The sequence below is a fragment of the Mesorhizobium sp. P2_E10 genome (genome assembly GCF_056404235.1).
In genome coordinates this window covers 1-23,684 of sequence record NZ_JBFUEK010000018.1, presented here as the reverse complement: position 1 = coordinate 23,684, position 23,684 = coordinate 1, and the positions used below count along the sequence as shown (strand labels likewise).

At 58.7% G+C, this 23,684-nt stretch carries 16 protein-coding genes and 8 pseudogenes; 12 read left to right on the top strand and 12 right to left on the bottom strand.

Translation table 11 applies throughout. The annotated features are described in order from the left end of the window. Window positions 1-23: 23 nt before the first annotated feature. The 3 genes from AC1D0N_RS27970 to AC1D0N_RS27960 all read right to left on the bottom strand — a co-directional run bounded on the left by AC1D0N_RS27970 (window position 24) and on the right by AC1D0N_RS27960 (window position 3,517). Window positions 24-1,175 carry a CaiB/BaiF CoA transferase family protein gene (locus AC1D0N_RS27970; RefSeq protein ID WP_477249401.1) on the bottom strand — a complete coding sequence of 384 codons (1,152 nt, stop codon included), beginning with the start codon at window positions 1,173-1,175 and terminating at the stop codon, window positions 24-26. A gap of 15 nt (window positions 1,176-1,190) precedes the next feature. Continuing rightward, the gene (locus AC1D0N_RS27965) at window positions 1,191-2,444 is read right to left on the bottom strand and encodes a methylaspartate ammonia-lyase (RefSeq protein ID WP_477249461.1); all 1,254 of its coding nucleotides are present in this window, start codon (window positions 2,442-2,444) and stop codon (window positions 1,191-1,193) included. A gap of 77 nt (window positions 2,445-2,521) precedes the next feature. After that, on the bottom strand, window positions 2,522-3,517 hold the full coding sequence (locus AC1D0N_RS27960) for a peptidase M14 (protein WP_477249399.1): 996 nt from the start codon (window positions 3,515-3,517) through the stop codon (window positions 2,522-2,524). Between the two features lie 333 nt (window positions 3,518-3,850). On the opposite strand from AC1D0N_RS27960, the pseudogene AC1D0N_RS27955 reads away from it, so the two are divergent. Then, a pseudogene (locus AC1D0N_RS27955) lies at window positions 3,851-4,153 on the top strand (IS110 family transposase); the annotation flags it as partial. Between the two features lie 4 nt (window positions 4,154-4,157). Further along, window positions 4,158-4,606, top strand: a pseudogene (locus AC1D0N_RS27950) (transposase); the annotation flags it as partial. Window positions 4,607-4,851: 245 nt separating this feature from the next. Here the strand turns inward: AC1D0N_RS27950 and AC1D0N_RS27945 are convergent. Continuing rightward, on the bottom strand, window positions 4,852-6,015 hold the full coding sequence (locus tag AC1D0N_RS27945; protein WP_477249397.1) for a M24 family metallopeptidase: 1,164 nt from the start codon (window positions 6,013-6,015) through the stop codon (window positions 4,852-4,854). A 393-nt stretch (window positions 6,016-6,408) separates the two neighbouring features. On the opposite strand from AC1D0N_RS27945, the pseudogene AC1D0N_RS27940 reads away from it, so the two are divergent. Further along, window positions 6,409-7,088 (top strand): annotated as a pseudogene (locus AC1D0N_RS27940) (IS256 family transposase); the annotation flags it as partial. 81 nt (window positions 7,089-7,169) lie between these two features. On the opposite strand, the pseudogene AC1D0N_RS27935 reads toward AC1D0N_RS27940, so the two are convergent. Next, window positions 7,170-7,397: pseudogene (locus tag AC1D0N_RS27935) on the bottom strand (tyrosine-type recombinase/integrase); the annotation flags it as partial. Window positions 7,398-7,537: 140 nt separating this feature from the next. Here AC1D0N_RS27935 and AC1D0N_RS27930 point away from each other — a divergent pair. From AC1D0N_RS27930 to AC1D0N_RS27915, 4 genes and pseudogenes are all read left to right on the top strand, one after another. Next, window positions 7,538-8,062 (top strand): annotated as a pseudogene (locus AC1D0N_RS27930) (site-specific integrase); the annotation flags it as partial. Window positions 8,063-8,318: 256 nt separating this feature from the next. Continuing rightward, entirely contained in the window at window positions 8,319-8,765 is a 447-nt protein-coding gene (locus AC1D0N_RS27925; RefSeq protein WP_477249396.1) for a tyrosine-type recombinase/integrase, read from the top strand. Next, window positions 8,762-9,706: a tyrosine-type recombinase/integrase gene (locus tag AC1D0N_RS27920; RefSeq protein WP_477249394.1), complete on the top strand. Its 945-nt coding sequence runs from the start codon at window positions 8,762-8,764 to the stop codon at window positions 9,704-9,706. The genes AC1D0N_RS27925 and AC1D0N_RS27920 overlap by 4 nt, the downstream gene beginning before the upstream one ends. Then, window positions 9,703-10,701: a site-specific integrase gene (locus AC1D0N_RS27915; RefSeq protein ID WP_477249392.1), complete on the top strand. Its 999-nt coding sequence runs from the start codon at window positions 9,703-9,705 to the stop codon at window positions 10,699-10,701. Before AC1D0N_RS27920 ends, AC1D0N_RS27915 begins: the two co-directional genes overlap by 4 nt. On the opposite strand, the gene AC1D0N_RS27910 is transcribed toward AC1D0N_RS27915, so the two are convergent. The 3 genes from AC1D0N_RS27910 to AC1D0N_RS27900 are packed head-to-tail and all read right to left on the bottom strand — an operon-like array spanning window position 10,648 to window position 13,729. Continuing rightward, window positions 10,648-11,592: a tyrosine-type recombinase/integrase gene (locus tag AC1D0N_RS27910; RefSeq protein WP_477249390.1), complete on the bottom strand. Its 945-nt coding sequence runs from the start codon at window positions 11,590-11,592 to the stop codon at window positions 10,648-10,650. The genes AC1D0N_RS27915 and AC1D0N_RS27910 overlap by 54 nt on opposite strands. Further along, window positions 11,589-12,515, bottom strand: a complete 927-nt coding sequence (locus AC1D0N_RS27905) for a tyrosine-type recombinase/integrase (RefSeq protein WP_477249388.1) — start codon at window positions 12,513-12,515, stop codon at window positions 11,589-11,591. Before AC1D0N_RS27905 ends, AC1D0N_RS27910 begins: the two co-directional genes overlap by 4 nt. Continuing rightward, entirely contained in the window at window positions 12,512-13,729 is a 1,218-nt protein-coding gene (locus AC1D0N_RS27900) for a site-specific integrase (RefSeq protein ID WP_477249386.1), read from the bottom strand. Before AC1D0N_RS27900 ends, AC1D0N_RS27905 begins: the two co-directional genes overlap by 4 nt. A 149-nt stretch (window positions 13,730-13,878) precedes the next feature. On the opposite strand from AC1D0N_RS27900, the pseudogene AC1D0N_RS27895 reads away from it, so the two are divergent. Beyond that, window positions 13,879-14,234 (top strand): annotated as a pseudogene (locus tag AC1D0N_RS27895) (transposase); the annotation flags it as partial. Window positions 14,235-14,360: 126 nt separating this feature from the next. On the opposite strand, the gene AC1D0N_RS27890 reads toward AC1D0N_RS27895, so the two are convergent. From AC1D0N_RS27890 to AC1D0N_RS27875, 4 genes and pseudogenes are all read right to left on the bottom strand, one after another. Beyond that, window positions 14,361-15,498 (bottom strand): IS3 family transposase gene (locus AC1D0N_RS27890; RefSeq protein WP_477249383.1). Its coding sequence is split into 2 segments (ribosomal slippage): window positions 14,361-15,240 and window positions 15,239-15,498, totalling 1,140 coding nucleotides; the frame shifts between segments, so codons are not numbered across the junction. 279 nt (window positions 15,499-15,777) lie between these two features. Continuing rightward, the gene (locus AC1D0N_RS27885; RefSeq protein WP_477249381.1) at window positions 15,778-17,235 is read right to left on the bottom strand and encodes an amidase; all 1,458 of its coding nucleotides are present in this window, start codon (window positions 17,233-17,235) and stop codon (window positions 15,778-15,780) included. Beyond that, window positions 17,232-17,492: a hypothetical protein gene (locus tag AC1D0N_RS27880; RefSeq protein ID WP_477249379.1), complete on the bottom strand. Its 261-nt coding sequence runs from the start codon at window positions 17,490-17,492 to the stop codon at window positions 17,232-17,234. Before AC1D0N_RS27880 ends, AC1D0N_RS27885 begins: the two co-directional genes overlap by 4 nt. A 521-nt stretch (window positions 17,493-18,013) precedes the next feature. After that, window positions 18,014-18,314, bottom strand: a pseudogene (locus tag AC1D0N_RS27875) (DDE-type integrase/transposase/recombinase); the annotation flags it as partial. A 331-nt stretch (window positions 18,315-18,645) separates the two neighbouring features. Here AC1D0N_RS27875 and AC1D0N_RS27870 point away from each other — a divergent pair. The 4 genes and pseudogenes from AC1D0N_RS27870 to AC1D0N_RS27855 form a co-directional block, all read left to right on the top strand. After that, the gene (locus AC1D0N_RS27870; RefSeq protein ID WP_477249377.1) at window positions 18,646-19,482 is read left to right on the top strand and encodes a transporter substrate-binding domain-containing protein; all 837 of its coding nucleotides are present in this window, start codon (window positions 18,646-18,648) and stop codon (window positions 19,480-19,482) included. 59 nt (window positions 19,483-19,541) lie between these two features. Further along, complete coding sequence (locus AC1D0N_RS27865) at window positions 19,542-20,516, top strand: amino acid ABC transporter permease (RefSeq protein WP_477249375.1); 975 nt, start codon at window positions 19,542-19,544, stop codon at window positions 20,514-20,516. Window positions 20,517-20,679: 163 nt separating this feature from the next. Next, window positions 20,680-21,423, top strand: coding sequence for an amino acid ABC transporter ATP-binding protein (locus tag AC1D0N_RS27860; protein WP_477249373.1), 744 nt, complete (start codon window positions 20,680-20,682; stop codon window positions 21,421-21,423). Window positions 21,424-21,814: 391 nt separating this feature from the next. Further along, window positions 21,815-22,708 (top strand): annotated as a pseudogene (locus tag AC1D0N_RS27855) (IS110 family RNA-guided transposase); the annotation flags it as partial. Between the last annotated feature and the right edge of the window lie 976 nt (window positions 22,709-23,684).

Genomic DNA, 23,684 nt, shown 5'->3' with positions numbered 1-23,684 from the left:
ACTCACCTTACCGAGACGCGCACTCACGCTGACGCGGCTCTTTCACGCAAAAGTCCCCGAACCTCATCGCGGATAGCCTCGGTATGAGCGCCAAGAGCTGGCACTGGGCGCAGCGAGGGGCGCTCCGAGTTGAAAATTGCCGCCGGCGCTATCGTCTCGACCGTTCCTTCAGGTGTGCCAACCTCAACCCTGCGAACGTGTGGATGCCTTGAAACATCCACCACCTCGTTCAGTCGCCCATATGCTAAGCCCGCCGCCTCGAGCTCGTGCATTGCTTCATGGCAGGAGAGTTCAGAAAACCGTCGTTCAACGATCTCATCGAGTTGCGCGCGATGACTTAGACGCTCCATGTTGTCGGCAAAACCAGGTGCGCGTGTGAGCTCCGGCTGCTTCAAGAAACTTCCGCAGAAGTTTACCCATTCGCGGTCATTCTGAACCGAAAAGATGACCTCTTTGCCATCGGCACAACGATAGGCGCCATACGGCGCCAGCGACGGGTGTTTCACGCCCGCGCGTACAGTGTGATAGCCGCTGTAGTCATGTTGTAGAACCGGAACATTCATCCAGTCGGCGACGGCATCGAATAGTGATACCTGAATGCCTGTCCCTTCGCCGGTGACCTCGCGGTGATACAGTGCCTGAAGAATGGCGCTATGCGCTGTCATGCCCGCTGAGATATCGCACACCGAGACCCCAACACGCGCGGGCCCTTGTTGGTTGCCGGTGATCGCGCATAGACCTGTTTCCGCCTGCACGATGAGATCATAAGCCTTCAAATGGGAATACGGCCCTGTCTCCCCGAAACCAGAGATGTCGCAGGTGATCAGCCGTGGAGTACGTCGGCGGAGATCCGCAGACCCGAAACCCAGTTTTTCTATACTGCCCGGCTTTAGGTTTTGGATGAAGACGTCAGCACCGGCGATGAGCGTGTCCAGGACGGCGCGATCCGCCTCCAACCTCAGGTCCAGACAGACCGACTCCTTACCCCGGTTGAGCCAGACGAAGTAAGCGCTCTGTCCCCGCACCAACTTGTCGTAGTTGCGGGCAAAGTCTCCTTCGGGCCTTTCGACCTTGATAACACGTGCGCCGGCGTCAGCAAGACGAGACGATGCGTAAGGCGCGGCCACAGCCTGCTCCACGGCTACGACAGTGATCCCCTCAAGAGAGTTCTGCATGCGACACCGTGCTTTTCATCCAATTTTTTCGTCTTGTGCCCGACGACGGTTCAGCATCGCCAGCAACCGGTTTTGTTCATTCCCCACAATTGAGAATGCCTCGTCGACACCCATTCCGGGCTTTGCAAGCATCATGTCGGCCTGGGTTGCAACCGATACGTGGACAGAAGCTTGGGCGGAGAGATCCGTCTCAGTACAGCTCCCTCCGACATACGCGCCGACCTTGTTCGCTTTGCAGAGAAGAACGGCCCGCGCTGTGTCGGCAATTGAGCCAACATCGGGGGTTTTGATTTGGACGAGATGCGCGGCCTTCGCTTCGGCAAAGAGCCGGATATCCTCGAGCGTATTGCATCTCTCATCCACGACAATGCGAGCGCTGGAACTCCGATCATCCAACATCGAGACAATTTGGGCGTAGTTCTCAATTTGAGCTTGCGTCGAGCCAAAATCCGCTGGGGATTCGATATTGAGTGTGAAATCCGGAACGGTTTCTGCGACCTTGCAGATAAAGTCGGCAATCCGTTGTGGCTCCATTCCAATTTCCTGGCCGATCCAGCCATACAAGTCGAAATGTAGCACCGGATGATACCCCGGGCGGCCGATTTCGCGCGTTCGTGCCGCAACCCGCTTCACGAACTCCATGAAGGTCTGGCCGCCTTGGCCGAATTTCTGCCGTGAGTTGATTAGGCCGTGGGGAAGCACATCCACCGCCTTCAGGATCATTTTGTCGACATTGATTTCGCGAGCGTCACCGCTTTGGCAGTAAATCGGGACCTTACGTATTGGCAGCGGTAGGTTAAATTCACTGCATAAGATCTCCGCCATCGTCGTACGTTGAAGATGAGCTGCTGCGCGAAGCAGCGCCTGACTGACGCCATACTCAATCGCGAGAGGTAACCGCTTGTGTTCGAAAGGCTCGAGAACCGTCGCGCAGGAATCCAGGTAAAGAGAAGCATTGGCGTCAAGGAGCCGTGGCGTCACAACGCGCGACGTCAAATCCGAGATTTGAGCAGTTTCAAACACAGGATCGCGTCCCCCGGCACCAGAGTACTGGACGTTCATCATGTCGCCCCAAACTACGGTTTCGTCGGCAAGGACCAGCCCAACGCTGAGCGAAGATGCTGGAATGCGAATCGAATTGAACCCAGGCGTTTTCGGTTCACCGACATAGATGAAGCCGTCCTGGGTCGCGCCCGACCTAATGGCAGCCTGATCGTCATAGAAGAATGCGCCGTTGCCGGGCGCAAGGAGGACGTCTTTGATCTGCAATTCGGTCACTCGATTCATCCTGACGGGATTAAATTCGTTCCGCTACTGGCACGCGAGGCGCTAGCTGCACCTGATACTTAAATCTTTAGCGGCCGCGCAAGGAACGCTACCACTTTGTTGGCGTCGACATGCGCCCCCGATGCCACGGCCAAGACGATGGACGTTTCAGGCGCGCGGATATCAATGGACTCAGCGGACAGCGAAGCTATCGAATGCAGGATACCTATGAGATCTCCCTGCTTCACTTCATCCAGCACCGAGCAGCGAGGTTCGAAGATGCCCGGCGCAGGCGATTTCAGCTCATCGGATGGACGCGTTTCGAGCGTTTGGCCGAACTTCTGTTGACGGAAAGTTGGATACTCGGCTTTTCCCTCGACCAGCCCGAGCGCGATGAGCGCGTTGCGCACTCCAGTCTCGTAGATCGCGAGATTGTCCGCGCCGACCGTGCCCCCACCGAATTCAGTGCAAACAAATACCTTACCCTGGTTTTGGGCCGTGATATCAAACATTCCAGCCGTGTCGTTGTGTTGCCAGACCAACGTCAAGGGCAATTTGAACGCTTCCGCCATTCTCACCGTCCTGGCCATGAGATCGGGATCGGCAATGGGGTGCGTCGTGGCCGCTGGTGGAAACTCCCACGTTGGTCYGAAGCTGTGCAGATCAAATACGGTGTCGGCCATTGGCAACAATACGCGCGAAACCGCATCCGCGATTCGTTCGGTCACTGACCCGTCGGCGCGGCCCGGAAAGACGCGATTGAGATTCAACCCGTCGAGCGGAGTATTGCGGCTCCAGGCTTGCACGGCCAATGGATTGAGCACCGGTAGGACGATGACCCTTCCACAGGTTTGCGCGTCTGGCAGCCACTTAATAAGCCGTCGCGCGACAATTGGCCCCTCCAATTCGTTGCCATGATTTCCACCGGTGATAAGAAGACGCGGTCCCTCTCCTTTATTGAGACTGAAGACCGGGAGCGAAAGCTCCCCATGGTCGGCACCTCCCGGGACAACAAGATGACCCCAGCTCACGCCGGGCGTATCAAGATCGAACGTAAGATGTGGTGCTTTGCTCATGGTTCAACCTATTTGTGAGTATCGGGCGACCTTGGCGCCGGGATTGCGTTTCTCCGCTCTGCAAGTATGCGCCAAGCTATCGTCAATTCGCCAATATAATGTCCCGGACGGTACCATCGCGTTCTTAGATGGCCGCCGCCCGGCTTGGTCGAACTACCGCTACTCGATTTTCCCTAGGAAGAACTGGAACCGTGGCGAGGCCGGCCTCCTCACAACTGTAGCGCGACATCGATCTGGGAGAGAAGCCGTATTGCCTTACGCAACGATGCTCCCGAGGAGCGTTGCCTCATCCATTTTGCTCCCGTGGGGCAAAGGAGGCCGAGCGCGTAGATGGCCAGGGCGGCCGCAGTTGAGACACTTCGGGTTCACCGGCAGCATGTTAGCGCCTTCATGCTCAAGCATGGACGTATCTATCCTCGCAAGAAGGGTTGGACGATGCGCCGTCTCTGCTGGCTGCAGGCGCAGCAGTTCGATCATCCCACGCATCAGATCGCGCTCCAGGAGATGGTCGAAGCGGTTCGTATCTCGAAAGAGCGGGTCGAGCGGCTTGAGCGTGTGATCGAGGAGTCCGTTCCAGTCTGGTCGCTGGCGCCGATCGTGCGGGCGCTGCAGACATTACGTGGTGTGGATCTGATCGGCCAAGACAGCCAATGTCCTGAACAAGGTGCCGCTCTCGGTGCAGGCCAACATGAAGACGGATTTGCGCGAGATTTATGGCGCGCCGACATGCTCAGCAGGCGAAACGGCGATCGATGTGTTCACCGAGAAATACAGCGCGAAGTACGACAAGGCGGTCGACTGCCTGACAAAGGATCGCGAGACGTTGCTGGCGTTCTACGACTTCCCCGCCGAACACTGGGATCATCTGCGAACCCGATCGAGAGCGTCTTTGCCACCGTTCGCCACCGAACGGTGTGCACGAAGGGCTCCCTGTCGTCGAAAAGCGCCAGGCTGATGGTCTTCAAGCCCGTCATGGCCGCCGCCAAATCCTGGCGTCGATTGAAGGGACAAAATCAGTTGCCGAAACTGCTCGCAGGTGCCAAGTTCCAGGACGGGATCGAGCTCCGGTTCCTGCAACGGCAGCGCTAGACTAGATAAACCGACTTCAATCCACCTCTCACTCTTCAGGCGATCCTCGGACACCCCAATCTCATCACGACAGCGATTCATCTACGCGTTCTGTCACAGATCTGACCTGGCGGCATAAGGATGATCGATGCCGAACGAAGCCAGCCTTCGGTCGCAAATCGCACGATCTTGCGGAATTGGCGGCGCCATTTGATGCCGCACTCTGCAAAATCCCAGGAACTATTCAGTAAAGCTCCGTCCTCCAACTACGCACGATACAGCGTGTGAGGTGTGCGGCTGAGGATTTCCGCGCCCTGCTCTGTCACCACGACGTGCTCGCTGGTTCCAACCAGGTAACCACTTTCTCCGCACAGGATGATTGGCATATGCAATGTCATGTTTGGTTTAAGTATATCCGTAGCGCCAGGCTGAAGGCTGATGTTGCCGCGCTCCAACCAGTTGATGCCGGTTTGGTAGCCGACCCGGTGATTAAGCAACTCAGGACGTCCATGGCGCTTGAGCACCTCTCGCCCGGCGGCATCAACTTCGCCGGCGATCGCGCCAGGCTTGATCGCAGAAATAACCGCCTCCAGAACTTCAATTGAGAGGTCGTGCAGATTTTCAGTTTCGGCATGTCGGCCAAGGACAGCGCTCCGGACCAGGCCACAGGGGTATCCGTCCTTCACACCACCAAGTTCCATGAAAGCTGGCTCATTGTTACCAATCGGATGCGGCTTCGGACCGCCGTGCGAAAGTTTCGTCCGCTCCCCAAACAGCAGGGTCATGGAACTCGACCGCAATACACCCCCTGCCTTCTCAACCTCCCGCTCAATGTTCTCGGCCACTTCCGATTCCGTAATGCCCTCCCGCAATGATTGCTGGAATGTACTGACGGCCACATCCGTCAGTTCGATTGCAAAGCGCATGGCTTTGAGTTCCAACTCCGTCTTTACGGCTGCCACCGTCGCCACCAGAGAGGTTGCGTCAGCGAATTTCGTATCGGGAAGTTGCGCCTGAAGCGCACTAACGTCTGCTGGCGCAAGATTCCAGCAGCCAAGCTCAAGCCCAATTCTGCGCCCGTTCAAACCGAACCGGCGAATAACATCGGCGCATACCGGGGCAAACCCATCCTGGTCCCTGTAGGTGAGTATTTCCTGGACGCAGCTGCTTGGACGAACGCCGCCTAATTCATACTCCCGGACGACGAAGGTCGGCTTTTTCCCCGGTACGAGGATCAATGGGAACGGCATAAAGTATGCGCCGCGCCCGTCATATCCGCTAAGATACTGAAGGTGGCCATGAGCGGTTACCAAGAGGGCGTCGAGGTTGGCTCGTTCCATAGCCTCGAAGACTTCCTGCTGACGCCGTTCATACTCGTCATTAGGGAATGGAAGGTCCGTCAGTGGAACTGCTGATGATGTAGTGGTCACAGATTACCTCAATTGCTAACTTGCTGTTTGGACGGGGCGCCATCAGTTTAACGTAGGTTCGGCGGCAATCGGAATGCACGGCTGCTTCGAATTTTCGTCTTACCGGACGTTCACTCGCAACAGCGGCTTGCGTCAAATGCTGTTTCCATATTGTGGTCATCTAGCTACGCGATGGATGTTCAGGATACATGCTGGCAAGCCTCACCCCTCGCCCGGCTGGGAACGTTACCGACAAACACGGGCCAAACACAGACGATAGCGTTGGCCGGCAGAGGTCCGACTTCATGGGTGGTAATTCTGTTGGCGACCGGTGCGTTCGTAAGATCGAGAAACCCCATGCATTGGTTTGGCATTGCCCATCAGTGATTCATCATGTCGGAACTGTCCGGGACGTTTCTTGCCGAGATGCGGGATCTCAAGCTTGCCGATGGCCGTGACCGGATTGTCCGGCATGGCCACGGCCCGGAGCGGAGCATCCAGACGGGGATCGGGCCGGTGCCAGTCAGCCGGGTGAAGATCCGGGATCGCGGCGCGAATGGCGAGGTTGATCAGGTCCGGTTCTCCTCATCGAGCCTGCCGAAATGGGCGCGTCGGACGCGAAGTCTGGATGGGCTGCTTCCCGTTCTCTACCTGCGCGGCGTTTCGACAGGGGATTTCCAGGAAGCGCTGAGCGCTTGTGGGCAAGGACGCGCCGAACCTTTCACCCTCGGTGAGTCACGCGGCTGACGGCGGAGTGGAACGCCGATTACGAGCGTTGGCAAAAGCGCGATCTTTCGGCGCGGCGCTATGTCTATGTGTGGGCGGACGGGGTCTACCTGCAGGCGCGGATGGAAGACCAAGCCGAATGCATGCTGGTCCTGATCGGCGCCACGCCCGAGGGCAGGAAAGAACTCGTCGGTTTCCAGACCGGCGTTCGCGAGAGCGCGCAGAGCTGGCGCGAGTTGCTGGTCGACGTGAAGCGGCGTGGCCTGAAGATCGCGCCCGATATTGCCGTCGGCGATGGCGCGCTCGGCTTCTGGAGGGCGCTCGACGAGGTCTTTCCCGGCACCAGGCACCAACGCTGCTGGGCGCATTATGCCGACTTCCGGATTATGCCGACTTGGAGTTGGAATTCGGTCTTGGGGGCGGCGACCGCTGCGACGGGGTCGGCATAATCAGAGCGCCTCGAGGAAAGCGAGAAGCTTGTCGGGCGGCCGGTAGCGTCCTGGCGCCGTGTTGGCCGGCGTGGTTTTCGCCAGGGTGCGCTCTTTAAGCTCTAGATCGGCGTGCAAATAGACGTGGGTGGTCTCGATCTGTTCGTGGCCAAGCCACAGCGCGATCACCGATGTGTCGACACCGGCACGCAGCAACCGCATTGCCGCGGTATGCCGGCTATGTCTTGGTCGACATAGCCGGCACTATCTACCCCGCCCGACTATGTCGAGTAGCTAGAGTTCTGCCCACGATTCCAAGGGTTTATGCGATAACATGTAGAGATAGTTTGTAGCCCTTCCGGCAATCCAGCTTGGAAAGGGAGCAAACAATGAAGTGTTTCATCAATGATGATTTGGCGTTGTCGCGGCCACCAGAGGGCCCGGTGGCGAGTTATATCGTTCCGTTTGCCGAATGGCTCGGTGATCGAGGCTACGGTCTTTCCATGAGGAACCAGGTGCTGCTGGCCGCAGGCTTCAGCAAGTGGCTCGGGCAAAAGGGGATTGAGCTCAGCGACATAAGTGGAGACCATCCTGGGCGTTATTTGCTGGACCGAGCGCAGCGGCCAAAGCTTGGAGATACCGCCGCTCTTCGACATCTACTGGCTTTTCTGCGAAGCCAGAACGCAATCGCCGAAGAGATTGAGGCCGAGTACAACCCATCACCGGTAGAACAACATGTGCAGGCATATGAGCGGTATTTGCATCACGCGCGGGCGCTGTCTGGTCAAACAATCATAAATTACCGGCCAGTTGTCCGGGATTTTCTCAACTTCCGCTTCGGCGGGGGTGAGGTCTCGCTCGCACAGTTGCGTGCCGTCGACGTGACCGATTTCGTGCAACGGAAGGTTTCGCGTCTCAACATGCGACGCGCGAAGATCATTACCACCGCACTGCGGTCGTTTCTCTCCTATGTGCGCTATCGTGGAGATGTCACGTCAGACCTGGCGGCAGCGGTCCCGATCGTAGCCAACTGGTCGCTCTCGTCTATTCCTCGTGCGATCGGCCGCGACGAGGTCACTCGTTTGCTCGCCAGCATTAACCGCGATACGCCCGTCGGGTGCCGCGACTACGCGATGATCCTCGCATTGGCGCGATTGGGATTGCGATCGAGTGAGGTCGTCGCTCGAACTCGACGATATCGATTGGGTCGCCGGGCAGATCCGTGTGCGTGGCAAGAACGGTCAACGCAACGACCTTCCGTTGCCAGCGGATGTTGGCGAGGCGATTGCCGACTACCTGCGGAAGGCGCGCCCACGCAATGCCGACCGTCGCGTCTTCTTGCGCGACAAGGCCCCGATCCGCGGTTTCAAGGGGCCGAGTGGGTTCGGGTCGGTCATCCGACGCTCACTCAGGAGGGCTGGCATCGAATCTCCCACAAAGGGAACGCACCAGTTCCGACACGGCCTTGCCTCAGAGATGCTGCGTGGCGGTGCCTCGCTGGGTGAGATCGGTGAAGTTCTGGGACACCGTCATGTGCAGACAACGGCGATCTACGCCAAGGTCGATCTCGACGCTTTGCGAACACTGGCTTTGCCATGGCCGGGAGAAGCCCAATGAGCATGCTCCGACAGGCTGTTCAGGAGTACATCGAGATGCGGCGAGGGCTGGGGTTCAAGCTGCGAGAGACAGAACGGGGATTGATCGATTTCGTCGCCTTCCTGGAGGCCAACGATACGCCACACATCACGACGGAACTGGCCCTTGCCTGGGCTCAGCGACCGTCGCGCGCGCAGCCTTCGCATTGGGCGAGACGGCTGGGGTATGTCCGCGTATTCGCCCGTCATCGAGCTGCCGCTGATCCGCGAACCCAGATTCCCCCAGACGGTTTGCTACCCTTTCGCCCGAAGCGAGCTCGGCCTTATCTCTATTCAACGGAAGACATCCAGCGCCTCTTGTCCGCAGCGCTTGAGATGCCGTGCCGATATACTCGCTGCAAGCTCAGGCCATGGACATATTATTGCCTGTTCGGATTGCTGAGCGTTTCCGGCCTGCGCCTCGGCGAAGCCCGTAACCTCAAACTTTCGGACATCGATTTCGATACCGCCGTGCTGACGATCCGCGGCACGAAGTTCGGAAAGTCCCGTCTCGTGCCGATGCACGCATCAACGTGCGCAGTGCTCCAGGATTATCTCAAACGCCGCCGACAGCATTGCGCGGCCCAGGCGGCGTCTCCTTATTTGTTCACTTCCCAGTCGGGCAACCGCCTTGATGTGGGAGACATTCATCGAACGTTCTATGCTCTGTCTCGCCAGATTGGCCTGCGAGGCGCAACTGACAGCCACGGCCCGCGCCTGCATGACATGAGACATGTGTTCGCGACAAACACACTGGTGCGTTGGTACGAAGCCGAGCAAGAACCCGAGCGGCTCCTGCCCATTTTGTCCACCTATCTCGGTCATGTCCACGTGGCCGATACCCAATGGTACCTCACCGGTTCACCCGAGCTGATGCAAGAAGCAATGCGCCGCCTTGAGCGCCGCTGGGAGGATCGGACATGACCAAGCATGCCAGCCTGGCGCCACTTTTGGAGCGCTTTTTCATCCAACGCCTGATGCAACAGCGCCAGGCAAGCCCCCACACAATCAGTTCCTATCGCGACACATTTCGGCAGTTGCTGAAGTTCGCTGCACGAACACTGCATAAGCCGCCGTCTCGCTTGAACTTCGAGGAGGTCGACGCGCCGTTGATCGTTGCCTTCCTTGATGACCTGGAGAACCAGCAGGGTATCAGCGTCCGCAGCCGCAACTTGCGCCTCACGGCGATTCATTCCTTCTTTCGCTATGCGGCTTTCGAAGCACCCGAGCATTCCGCCCAAATTCAACGCGTGCTCGCGATCCCCAGCAAGCGCTTCACTCGAACCCTGGTCAATTTCCTAACCCGCCCAGAGGTCGATGCCTTGCTGGCCGCACCGGATCAATCGACCTGGTCCGGCCGACGCGATCACGCGTTCCTGCTGGTCGCCGTGCAGACCGGATTGCGGCTATCGGAGATCACCGGTCTCAAGCGGGATGATCTGTTCTTCGGCACGGGGGCCCATCTGCGCGTCATTGGTAAAGGGCGCAAGGAACGCTGCACCCCGTTCGCCAAGTCTACGACCGCAGTCTTGAGAAACTGGCTGAAAGAGCCTCAGCGCGGAGGCCAAGGTATCCTGTTTCCCAGCGCCAGAGGTGAGCGGCTGAGCGTTCATGGCGTTCAGTATATGCTGAACAAACACCGCCAGAGCGCTTCTGCCATTTGCCCGTCGCTGAATGGAAAGCGCGTCACTGTTCATCGTCTGAGACACACGATGGCCATGGACCTCCTGCAGGCGGGCGTCGACCGTGCCGTCATCGCTCTGTGGCTCGGCCATGAATCGGTCGAGACCACACAGATCTATCTCGAAGCGACTTTGGCGATGAAGGAGGCGGCGTTGGCAAAGACGCCCCCTTATTCCGGTAAGTCATCCCGCTTCCGGCCCGACGACAATCTGCTGGAGTTCTTGAACAGCCTGTAGATCGCGCTGACTATGTCGGGTGGCCCGGGTGTTTCTGCGGGAAATTTCCTTATTCCTCAGAGATTTACCATCACAGTCAGGGCTACTCGACATAGTCGGGCGGGGTAGATAGTGACGCAAGATGTGCAGTGTGACCTTTTTCCGCTTCAGCGACGGACAGCCTTTGGCAGCGATGTCGAGATATTTCGCGAGCTGGCGCTCGAGAGCGTCGCGGCTGAGCATCTTGCCGGTCTGTGTGGGGAAGAGAGGCTCCGTCGGCTGCCCGGCACGTTCGGCCAGCCAGACGCGCAGCACGGCGGCCATGTTGGAGGTGATGGGTGTGATCCGCAGCTTTCGTCCCTTTCCCATACAGCTAACGTGAGCGCCGGAACCGAGATGGATATCGGCGCAGTGAAGGCCGATCAGTTCGGATGCCCGCAGGCCGGTTTGCGCGGCGAGCCGCAGCAAGGCATGGTCGCGCCGCCCGGTCCAGGTCGACCGCGTGGGGGCAGACAGCAATGCGTCGAGCTCCTCCTCCGTCAGGAACGTCACAAGCCTTCGTTCAAAGCGCTTCGGCGGAATCGCAAGCACCCGTTCGATCGTCGCGGCAAACTCGGGGTGACGAAGCGCGGCGAATCGGAACAACGACCGGATTGCGGCAAGCCGCGCATTCCGCGTCCGCGCGCTGTTGCCCCGATGACGCTCGAGGTGATCGAGGAAATCGCCGACACACGCAGCGTCGAGATCGTTGAACTCCAGCCTGGAAGGCTCTGTGCCATATCGCGTGGCGGCGAAGATCAACATCAGCCGCAGGGTATCCCGATAGGCCGCGAGCGTATGCGGACTGGCTTGCCGCTGCCGGATCAGGCGATCGGTGAAGAACGCCTGCAAGGTGGCCCTGAGGGCGGTCATGCGCCGCCTCCAATCTGTCGCTCGAGACGATCACCGGCCAGTTGCAGCAATTCCGGCGCCGCCGAGAGATACCAGTATGTCTTGGCTGGATCGACGTGTCCGAGATAGGTCGACAACAGGGCGAGCTGCCGTCCCGGGTCGCTGCCGTCGCGATAGGCATGAAGAAGAGTGCGGACAGCGAATGCGTGGCGAAGGTCGTGGAGCCGCGGTCGGCAAGCCGCCGAGCGCGGCGTGATGCCGACGCGACGGACAAGCTTCTGGAACGTGTTTTGCACGTTGGTATAGAGCAGCCTGGTGCCAGTCGGTGAGACGAACAAGGCGGGCATGTCAGGCCGCTGGCGGGGCCGATCGCGCCGGCGCAGATAATTGCCGAGGGCTGCAACAGTGCTGGGATGCAACGGCAACTCGCGGGATTTTCCGGACTTTCCGAGCCGGATGGTCAGAACATCACCGCCCGCATCGAAGTCGCCGCGGTCAAGGCTGATCGCTTCTCCAATCCGCATCCCGGTCACTGCCAGCAAGCCGATCAGTGTCCGGTAGGTCGCTTCCCGATGTGGCGTGCGCAATGCTGCGGTCGCGGTCATCAACGCGATGACGTCCTCCTCGGAATAGAGATAAGGCGTCGCTCGGTGAGACCGCCCTGGCAGCAGGTCACGGGGCGGCACCTCGGTTGCCGGGTCGAGCCCGCGCAAGTGGGTCGCAAAGGCGCGAACCACGGAAAGCCGGGAGGACATCCAGTCTCGATCGGCGCCTGCCGGCAGCGTCGCCCAGGCGAGGGCCGTCTTTGTGGTCAGGTGCTCTTCGCCCTGTGCCTCGAGATAGGTGAGGAACTGGTCAAGGAGCTTCTCAGACCGAGCAAGCGTGTATCCGAGGGCGCGACGCATGGCCAGGTAGTCGGCCAGGGCTTGACGAAGCGCGCTCATGCCGCCTCTCCTGGCCAGGGGCGGGCGATCGTTCGCAGTGCTCCGCGGTCAACCTTGGCATAGATCGCCGTTGTCAGGGCGCGGCGATGGCGCAGGACCTGCCCAACTTCCGGCAGCGACGCACCGGCGCGCAGCATCGCCGATGCAGCCGTATGGCGCAGGCGATGGGCGCATATCTGGCCGAGGCCGGCGCGGCGACCGGCGGCAGCCACGATTTGCGACACGCCACTGCTGGAGAGGGCACCATGGGGCGCCTTGACGCGCACAAATATCGTACGGCCCTGAGCAGTCCGGGGACGGCCGTGGCGCAGATAAGCCGCCACCGCTTCGCCGACGTCGGCCGGCAAGGGAAGGTGTTCGATGCAGCTTCCTTTGCCTTGCACGAGGATCTCGCCGGCCCGCCAGTCCACGTCATCGAGCTTGAGCCTGGCGACTTCCCCCGCCCGCAAGCCGAGACGCACCAGCACGGTCAGCACCGCGAAGTCGCGGCAACCGAGCGATGTGCCGCAGTCGCAGGATGCCAGGAGGCGCTCAACCTGATCGGAATCCAGCCCCCTTGGCAGCCCGGACAATCGGCGGCCGGCGACCGAGGGCACACAAGCGGCAAGAGAATGCCCGATGAGGCCCTCGACATGAAGGGATCCGAGCAGCGAACGCAGTGCCGTCACGGTCAGGCTTGCCGTGCCGCGGCCCAGCCGAGGGCAATGCGCCACGACAAAGGCGACGATGTCGGTGGTGGCCAAGCCCGCAAGCTCCAGGGCAAGCCCATCGGGCGACAGCCGTTGGCGCAGAAAGGGGCGCACGCAGTCGGCATAGCCGATCGCGGTCGCTTTCCCCAAACCGCGCTCAACCGTCAGATAGCGTCGGTATCGTTGCAGCAGGTCATCTACCGGATTGTCCGGCGCGCGGCGCGATGGCTGCTGCACCACGCCGAGCGCGCGCAAATGGCTTAGTATGGGCTGCAATGCTTTGATCGAGCGGAGCTGCCGGCAAGCGGCACGACGAGTGCGAACAAATCGATCGAGATCGCTCGCACCCAGGTCCTTCAGGTCTATCCCCTCCAATGCAAGCCAGCGGCTCAATCGCGCCAGCTGCCGCATCTGGCCGAGAGCGGAGATTTGCGTATAGCCCTGTCGGGTGAGTTCGCGGGCAAACCCAGCCGCAAATGGGGCAAGTGGGCCCTGGACGCGAACACGAAACGGATCGATCGACATGAAACATCCCCTTCCTTTGAAAGAAGAGGAGTTTGCACGATCCTCAGGCCGCCGTGATTATGCCGACCCCATCGCAGCGGTCGCCGTCCCCAAGACCGAATTCCAACCCCAAGTCGGCATAATGCGCCTTATGCCGATGTCGGCATAACGTGCACAAGACGGCCAATGTCCTGAACAAGGTGCCGCTCTCGGTGCAGGCCAACATGAAGACGGATTTGCGCGAGATTTACGGCGCGCCGACACGGTCAGCCGCCGAAATGGCGATCGATGTGTTCACCGAGAAATACGGCGTGAAGTACGACAAGGCGGTCGACTGCTTGACTAAGGATCGCGAAACGCGTTCTACGACTTTCCCGCCGAACACTGGGATCATCTGCGAACGTCGAATCCGATCGAGAGCGCCTTGGCCACCGTTCGCCACCGAACGGTGCGCACGAAGGGCTCCCTGTCGTCGAAAACCGCCAGGCTGATGGTCTTCAAGCTCGTCATGGCCGCCGCCAAATCCCCGGATTCATCGCACGCTTGACTTCGCCTGAACAAAATCCAAGCATCCACAACGACCCAGGGTTCAGAGCTGGTTCGGTTTGTTTGAACAGTTTCGGGACTATCTCTAAGTGGATTCCTGCCTCGGTTAAGCCGCCATCGGGATTGATGGCAGCCCTTTGAAGTAGGCCTCATCCGGCGTCTGCCGGTCAAGGCTCGAATGAGGTCGGCGAGTATTGTAGAAGCCGTCGATATATCGGCCGATCGATGCCCGCGCTTCCGAGACGCTGGCATAGGCCCGCAGGTAGACCTCCTCGTATTTGATCGTCCGCCAAAGCCGTTCAACGAAGACATTATCCCGCCAGGCGCCCTTGCCGTCCATGCTGATGGCGATTTCGTGCTTCTTCAGCACGTCAGTGAAGGCCACGCTGGTAAATTGGCTCCCTTGATCCGAGTTGAAGATCTCGGGCATGCCGTATCTTGCCAGCGCCTCCTCGACAGCTTCGATACAGAACGCTGCGTCCATGGTGATGGAGAGCCGCCAAGCCAGCACCTTGCGGCTGAACCAGTCGACCACGGCCGCGAGATAGACGAAGCCGCGCGTCATCGGGACATAGGTGATGTCGATCGCCCAGACCTGGTTGGACCACGTGATCGGCAGCTTGCGCAGCAGATACGGGTAGATTTTGTGGCCCGGAGCCGGTTTCGATGTGTTCGGCCGCCGATAGATCGCCGTGATGCCCATCCGCTTCATCAGCGTCGCAATATGCAGCCGGCCGACATCGAAGCCCTCGCGAACGAGGAAGTCGCGCATCATTCGACTGCCCGCGAAGGGATAGTCCAGATGCAACTTGTCGATCCGAAGCATCAACGCCAGATCGGCAGTTGGAACCGGACGCGGCAGATAATAGACGCTCCCCCGGCTGATGCCGAGGGCTGCCGCCTGCTTCCTGAGGGGTAAAGGGTGCTGACGGTCAATCATCGTTTTGCGCTCAGCAATCCCGCCTTGGTGAGCGCGCCGGCTAAAAATCGTTCGTGAGCGTCAACTCACCGATCTTCGCGTGGAGTTCCTTCACATCGATCGGTGGCGGAGCTTCAGCTTTGCTGTCGCCGCCGAAGACCCCGGCAGCCCCTTCCAGAAGCTGCGTGCGCCACGACGTAATCTGATTGGCGTGGACGTCATACTGCTCAGCCAATTCGGCCAGCGTCTTCTCGCCCTTGATAGCGGCAAGCGCCACTTTCGCTTTGAAGGCCGGACTGTGGTTCCGGCGCGGTCGTCTTGTCATGGTCTCTCCTTTTCACGGCATCAAGCCGAGTTCAGGCAGAAATTCCACTTGTCCCGGCTGTGCAGATTCCCCGAGCCACCTCTCTTCGCGGGAATCAGGTGACGTTGAACATCACCAGCCTGCCATGACCACCCCTCTCTCAGCGAATTTGCAGAACTCTCAGCACACTACCCGCACTTGCATAAACCCGCGCCAGTCAGCTACAAGCGCCGTCACTGCTCACCTCAGATCATCGCAAGTAGAGCAAGACAGCACGGGCCACAATTTCGATCGATTTCTTTACCGCTCAATCAATGTGGCACCACCCTTACTCGATATCATATCTTGAGCCGGCAACATTGGACGACGCTTATGCCAATCGGTCTCCTGTTGATAAGCGTCCGCCAATTTGAGAATATCTGCCTCACCGAATGGGCGCCCTGTAAAGGAGATACCAATCGGCAGACCGTTTGGATCGAAACCGCAACTCACGCTTACGGTTGGAAGGCCGAGGTAGTTGAAAATCCCGGTATTGGCCCAAAGCTTAGCCGCCTTACCTTCACCGACGACTGACCCATGCTCTATATTGGTTTCCGCCAATGTCGGAATGCAGGTAGGGATGGTCGGCGTCGCAAGCACGTCAACTCTGCTGAAAACTGCTTTTGAAAACTCCCTCAGAATAGGTCCGCGCCGAGACAGGGCCTCCAAATAGTAAGTTGCAGGAATAGCATAGCCCGCGTAGAGCCACGAAATATCCGCGGGCAAATCCTGCGGACGCCCGCGCATCCATTCGGCATGAATGGAGGCCGCTTCAACAAGATCAACGACCCCACCGTATGCCAAGATCGCATCAATGAAGGGCACGGGAACGCACTCCACTTTGACGCCACCTCTGGCTAGCAACCCGACGGCGTTGTCAAACGCGATGCCAACCGGATGATCCACGTTGTCCAAGAAATATGTCTCAGGCACGCCGATCTTAATGCCGTCGGCCTTGCCTTTCAGTGCCTCCTCATAAATCGGCACACCCTCAGTGGAACTGGTTGGATCTAAGGGATCATGTCCTGCGATGACAGAAAGAATGCGGGCACAATCCCGCGCGGTGCGGGCAAGAGGACCGACATTGTCAAGAGAGAAGGATAACGGCATCACGCCATAGCGGCTAACGCGTGTTTGTGTCGGCTTGATGCCCGTGACGCCACAGGCTGCCGCCGGTAGCCGAATCGAGCCGCCCGTGTCGGATCCAAGTGCCGCATAGGTCATACGCGCGGCTACGGCGGCACCTGATCCCGAGGAAGAGCCGCCAGGGAGATAGGCCGGATTCCAAGGATTGTGACAGTCGCCGAATTCCCTGTTGTGACCAGTTCCGCCCCCTGCAAACTCGGCCATGTTGAGACCGCCGAAGCTATAGGCACCCGCCGCGTCCATGCGGGCAAGCACAGTAGCTGTGACGGCGGGCACAAAATCCTTACGGATTCTCGAGCCGCAAGTGCAAGGCTTTCCTTCGCGGTAGAACATGTCCTTATGAGCCAAAGGGATTCCATGCAAGGGACCTAGCCAGTTACCCTTCGCGAGTGCTTCGTCTGCCTTGCGCGCGCATTWTCGAGCGCCCTCATAGTCAAGCCAGATGAAAGCGTTAAGTTCTTCCCCAAGCTGGATTTGAGCGAAGCACGCATCAAGGAGCTCAAGTGAAGAAACCTTTCGGTCACGAATAGCGTCGACAGCCTCGGTTAAACTGAAATCAGCCAGATCGCTCATCGCGCCTGTTCCTTCGCCTCTATAAGCGCTGCGTTGAAGCTCGCCGGCTCGTCCTCGAAGCGCAAGGTGCCGCGCATGCTTTCGATCTCGTGGATCATTTTCTCAAGCCGGGCGGCGGCACGCCTTGCATTCTCGTTAGGCGCCGAAATGGCGTGCCATGTGGCGATCCACAATTCAACGCGGTCAAGAAATTCGCTAGGTTCCTCCCCCCCAACGCCGGCCGGGGTTCCGGCCGGCGGAAGAATTCCATTGGACATCGGCAGTTCCTCTCGGTTTCCGGATTATGTGGCTGTCGCGCGAATGGCGGGATGACGCTGTTTCATCTCGGCAACTTTCTTTCGATCAACATCGCGCATCCCACCTAGCCCAGTTTCCGCAAGCCTCGGGGATATACGACCAATACCGGAGGCCGCGGCGGAGACGATAGCTCGGCGACCAGAGATGGAGAGGCATGGGGTCATGGTGTTGCTCTTAAATTTCTTGAGGTCCGAGACACGGTCTCTGCGAGCGTCGCTAGAGTCAAATGTTGTTTATAGATTCAAGCCATCGCGAATTCAGATACTCTACGGCGCCGACGTCACACGGTGCATGCGGAGTTCAACAACTCTTATCGGGCGCGCGTTTATTGCCGACAGTCGCTGGTTTCGCGACTTATCAGGGCCGCGCGGACCGGCTAGTTTAACTCAGGTCCTATCGGGGGCAGGCCGACGACGTTGTCGCCTTGTTTGAAACGTGGTCGCGTGAGGCCGACACCGCGCTTTTCAGGCAGGCCGTGCACTTACTGCTTCCGCGCGGCCATGAAGTGGCGTCGATGGATTCGAACTTGTGCTGCGGAGCGGTTGGTCTGGGATGGGACGAAGAAATTTCGGACGGCGGAGAAGATCGTCGACCGACCGGAGACCCTGTCGCGTACGTTCCCGTTTTCGGAACGGCGGTGAGAATTCTCCGCCTCGGGTTGTTCAAGCATTTATGCGAGCGGTGTTCCACGTTCCGGTGATCTGGCGTTTGGCCACACCGTAGGAGCGCAATTTCTCGGTGATCATACGCTTTGGCGGCAGACCCTGCTTCTTCAGCAGCCGCCTGGCGGCGCCCGCGCTGCCACGATGTCCATGCTTCCAGAACAATTGTTTTGACACAGTCGTACTAACGAGTACTCGATAATAAAATGTTCGCCGGATCTGGGAAAAGGCGGCGACGCACAGCGGACAACCCCACTTGCGCCGGCTGAGCAATGCCGCGTTGAGGCGCTACGCCGATAGCCATCTAAGGTCAAGATGGGCATCATATCGATAATGTTCTGTCACCTACTGGCCGGTGAAATTAGGTTGGAATGGATCGATCGGCGCGCCTGTTGCTCAGGCATGGAGAACCGGTCGGGTCGATTTTGCAAAAAATGAAGGGAACATTCGCATGAACAAGCTTATGACAATGATAGCCGCTACAGCCTCGCTCGCAATTGCCTCCGTGGCTTGCTCGGCTACGGCCAATGCCGGCGCCGTACTCGATAAAGTGCTCAAGACAAAGACGCTGACAGTGGCGGTCGGGACGGACTGGGGGGTGATGTCGGCCCTGGACGACAACAAACAACTCGTTGGATACGACATCGACGTCGCGAAGGGAATCGCGGAATACCTGGGGGTGCAGGTCAAGTTCATAACGCCGGGTTGGGACCTTATCGCTGCAGGCGGTTGGAACGAACGTTGGGATATGGCCATGGGTCAAATGAGCCCCATGAAGTCGCGCACCGAAAAATTTGCCTTCCCGGCTATGTATGTTTACTCGGCGGTGATCGCGGTCGTCCACAAGGATAGCAAGGCTACCAAGCTGTCGGACCTCAACGGCAAAGTAGTGGGCGTCGGCGCAGGCGACAACTCCGCGCAATATGCCGATAACACCTTGGTAGCCGACTGGCCCGGCGCTAAACCTATGGATTTCAAATTCAAGGCAGGCAAGATAAAGGAATACTCAGGCGTTGCGTTTGAGGACCTTCGCATGGGCGATGGCGTTCGCCTCGATGCGGTCCTTTATGAGGAAATCCTTGCGCGCAACGCGATCAAGGCCGGCTATCCATTCAAGGTGCTTGGCGAGCCGCTGTACTCCTCTCCGGGGGCTGTGGCGATTATGCGCGGCGACAAGGAATTTAACGACAAGATTGCGGCCGCCATCCAGAGCATGAGGGATAATGGTACTCTCTCCAAGCTGTCGATGAAGTGGTACGATGGACTGGATCGCTCCGTCGAAAAATAAGGTTCGCGAAACTTTAGCGGCCCCGGCCGGGCCGGGGCCGCTGTTTTGGGAGGCTGCACATGCTCTATCAGGATACCGTTGAATCCGAAGTACTCGTCCACAAGCCGTTGTTTATAGCCTCGGTCTTTGCCGTTGTGCTCACAGTTTTTCTTATGGTTGACCTCAGGGGCACCATTATGGGCGAAATCATGCGCCCTGTCATCGGCGAGCCGTTGGAGAGCGGCTTTTACGGGCGCTTCGCGATTGCCTTTGTGATTGCGGTCGTGTTCTGCTTTAACCTGGTACTGATCGGTTTTGCATCGCTGAAAGTGCAAATCGGCATTGTGTGGCTCGAACTGCTCGTTCTGTTTATCGCTTTCGTTAAAGTATTCGATCTAAATCTGCCTTTTATTTGGGATAAGATACCCTTCCTAATCACGCAGGGAGTGGTGACGACACTATATGTTTCGGTGATCTCACTGGTTTGCGCATCGACTATCGGAATAGTTGCCGCCATAGCGAAACTGTCAAGCAATGGCTTCGCTTACGGGGTTGCCAGCTTCTATACGTCCTTCTTCCGCGGATTGCCGCTTCTGATGCAGATTTACCTGATCTATCTCGGCCTGCCCCAACTGGGCATTGTGCTTGATGCCGTGCCATCAGGCATATTGGCGCTTTCACTATGCATCGGTGCGTATATGACGGAAATCTTCCGGTCCGGTATTGCGAGCATCGACCGCGGTCAGTGGGAGGCATCCCGATCCATGAGTTTCGGCTTTGGCCTCACGATGCGCAAGATCATTTTGCCGCAGGCGCTTCCCGTAATCATTCCGCCAATGGGAAACATGTTCATCGGGATGCTGAAGGACAGCTCGCTCGTCTCGGTCCTCGGCGTGTGGGAACTGACATTCCTTGCTCGCACGCTTGGCCAGCCGACCTTTCATTACTTGGAGATGCTGATCACCGCGGCGGTAATCTATTGGATTATGTCCATTTGCCTCGAGGTGATTCAATCCAGGATCGAGCGCTATTTCGCGCGGAGCAAGGTAAGATGAGCGTCATCAACGTAAGCGACGGGAGCAACCTGCGATGACGACTAGGAGGATACATCAACTGAAAAACGTCCCCAATAGGGGCAAGGCTTCGGAGGCTTCTGCCAAGATGTCGCGCATACAACCAGCGTCGTATCGAGAGTCACCAGGACATGAGCAGGCGACAATGAGTGGGGAAAAGATTATCGAAGCGAAGAACGTTTCGAAGTGGTACGGCGCCTTCAGAGCATTGACTAGCGTCAGCCTCACCGTCCGCAAAGGCGAACGCATTGTTATCTGCGGCCCCTCCGGATCGGGAAAGTCGACGCTGATCCGTTGTTTCAATCGGCTCGAGGCGCATCAGGAGGGCGAGATTACCGTCAACGGGATCAGGTTGCACAGCAAAATGCGCGACGTGGCTGAAGTTCGCAAGAACGTCGGCATGGTGTTCCAGCACTTCAATCTGTTCCCGCACATGACGGTGCTGATGAACTGCATGGCCGCCCCGATGTGGATCAAGGGCGTGCCAGAGCCCGAGGCAAGGAAGCTCGCGCTGAAATTCCTCGAGCGCGTGCGTATTCCGGAGCAGGCCAACAAATATCCTGCCCAGCTCTCCGGCGGACAGCAGCAACGTGTTGCCATTGCCCGTTCGCTCTGTATGGAACCCACGGTCATGCTGTTCGACGAGCCGACCTCGTCGCTCGATCCAGAAATGGTCGCTGAAGTGCTCGAGACGATGACCAGTCTCGCGCGCGACGGCATGACCATGGCTTGCGTTACGCACGAGATGGGCTTCGCGCGTGCCGTCGCGGACCGAGTGATCTTCATGGATGCAGGCCAGATCGTCGAAGAGGGCAAGCCGAACGACTTCTTCACCAAGCCACAACACGAAAGAACAAAGCTATTCCTCAGCCAAATACTGTCGCACTGACTGTTGTCCCGTTCGGCGGAGAGTGGGGGTTCTAGGGGCGTGCTTCCGAGGTTGGTGGGGAAAAATGAGTCCAGAGGTGCTGTCACATTGATTGAGCGGTAGGGAAATTGAGGTATAAGCGCGTCCCACTACCATGAGTGCACCGACCTACAAAAGCCACCCTATTCGATCGAAGTCGTGGCCCGTGCTGTCTGGCTCAACTTCCGCTTCAGTCTGAGCTTGTGCCATGGCGAAGAAATGCTGTTCGATTGGGGGACGTCGTGTCCTATGAGACCATCCGCCGATGGTGCCGAAGGCATAKCCCTGACTATGCGCTCGGCATACGCCGCAAGACATCATCGAAAGACGATCTCTGCACCTGCATGAAGTCAGATGCTGGTTGTGGAGAGCGGTTGTCGGGCTTGAGGCTTGCGGCGGTTCGCATTACTGTGCGCGCGAGATCGCCGCACTCGGTCACGAGGTGCGATTGATCCCGCCGGCCTATGTCAAGCCATTCGTCAAGCGGGGCAAGACGGACGCCGCCGAGGCGATCAGCGATGCCGTCATCCGCAAGACGATGCGSTTTGTKCCGGTMAARWCGGCCGAGCAGCAGGCGGCGGCGATGATGCTCAAGACGCGCGGGCTTCTGGTTCGTCGGCGGACTCAGGTGATCAATGCACTGCGTGCTCATTTATCAAAAATGGGCATCATCGCTGGCGTCAGCTCAGCGAAAGTTGCGGGGCTGATCGAGATCGTACGGGATGAGACCGATGCTCGCTTGCCGAATGCTGCGCGCTTCGCTCTGGCGGCCATCGCCGATCAGATCGAAGCGTTGATGCGACAGATCGATGATCTCGAAAGGGAGATTGTTCGCGAGGCAAAACGTGACGAGGATATGACGCGGATGGCTGCGATACCAGGCGTCGGAGCGATCACCGCGCCCTCGATCAAGGCGCTTCTTCCAGATCCCGGCGGGTTCAAATCCGGCCGCGACTTCGCCGCTTGGCTGAGGTTGACGCCGAAGTCCCATTCGAGCGGAGGCAAAGAGCGGCTAGGAGGAATATCGAAGATGGGCAATCCGGAGCTTCGCTCCCTGCTGGTGCTCGGTGCGACTTCTGTTTTGCGGCACGCGCGGAGCAACGCCAAAGCGCCGAAGGGGCTAAGTGCGCTTCTGGCACGCCGGCCTTTCAAGGTCATGGCCGTCGCGTTGGCCAACAAGATGGCGCGGATCATCTGGGCGCTTCTGACCAAAGGCGGGAGCGGGCTCTTGAGCCGAAAGACGACCCGAACGATACCGGCGCGGTAGCCGGAAGAGGCGAGGTGCACAAAGCAGACGATGATTCCATGGACGAAATCCCGAGGCGAGAGAGGCCGCGTGACTCAATGCGCTCATAGCGCGTTCGTTTGATCAGCCCCTCACATCGCGAACTTCATCGAGGCCAGCGGTTCTGAACCGCGCTGAAAGGCCGACATATGACCGCACCGTTCCCGTGTGATGAGCCGTCTGAAGAAAGCACTTGCCTGAAGGGCCGTCCCACATATGAGTCACGCGGCCATCAGCATGGGAGCTTGGCGCGGCTCATGCAGCGTAAACAGGAATTGGCGGTCCGCTCGGGATCGTCAGCCCCCCGGGTCATACGTCAAAGCTTCAGAGTTCCCCCCAGGCTTTCGCGTCGATGTATCGAGGATTGGGCCCCGGCCATCCTCACGGCAAGGGGGCTCGAGGGCGGTGCGCACCATGCCCAAACTGCTCAAAAGCATTTGCGCGTTAGCCGCGGGATGACTGCCGTTCCCAAAGGAAGGACATCCAGCTCCTGCTCAGCGAAGAGGGCCGTTTTTACCGGCATGGGGCTGAGCCCGCACTCCCAGGTGGTACGTTGCGTCCGTCACCCTACAAAGGCGATGGGCAAAGTGAAAAGCCGTTGCGGCTCGTTCTTCCGATATAGTGGTCGGGTTCGATAGAGGAGGCGGCTCCCATACTCAAGCGCTGCCACATCGACCTCATCCGTCAGGAACGAAGCGAACTGCAGGACCCGCTCAACAATAGGCGTTGCTCCGGCTCGCTCACCTGCGTATTCCAATGATTCCGGACAGTGATTCCGTGACGAAACCGGACACCTATTCCGATAGAATACCGGACACGATTCCGAGGCGAAGCCGGACAGCTTAGAGCGCCTCTGGGTCTTTTCGATATTTGTCGACGAACTCGTTTTCGGTCAAGCGGGAGTTGCGTCTGGGACTGGCAGGACCTTGTGTTTGCGCATGCTTTCGCCGGAAAGTTC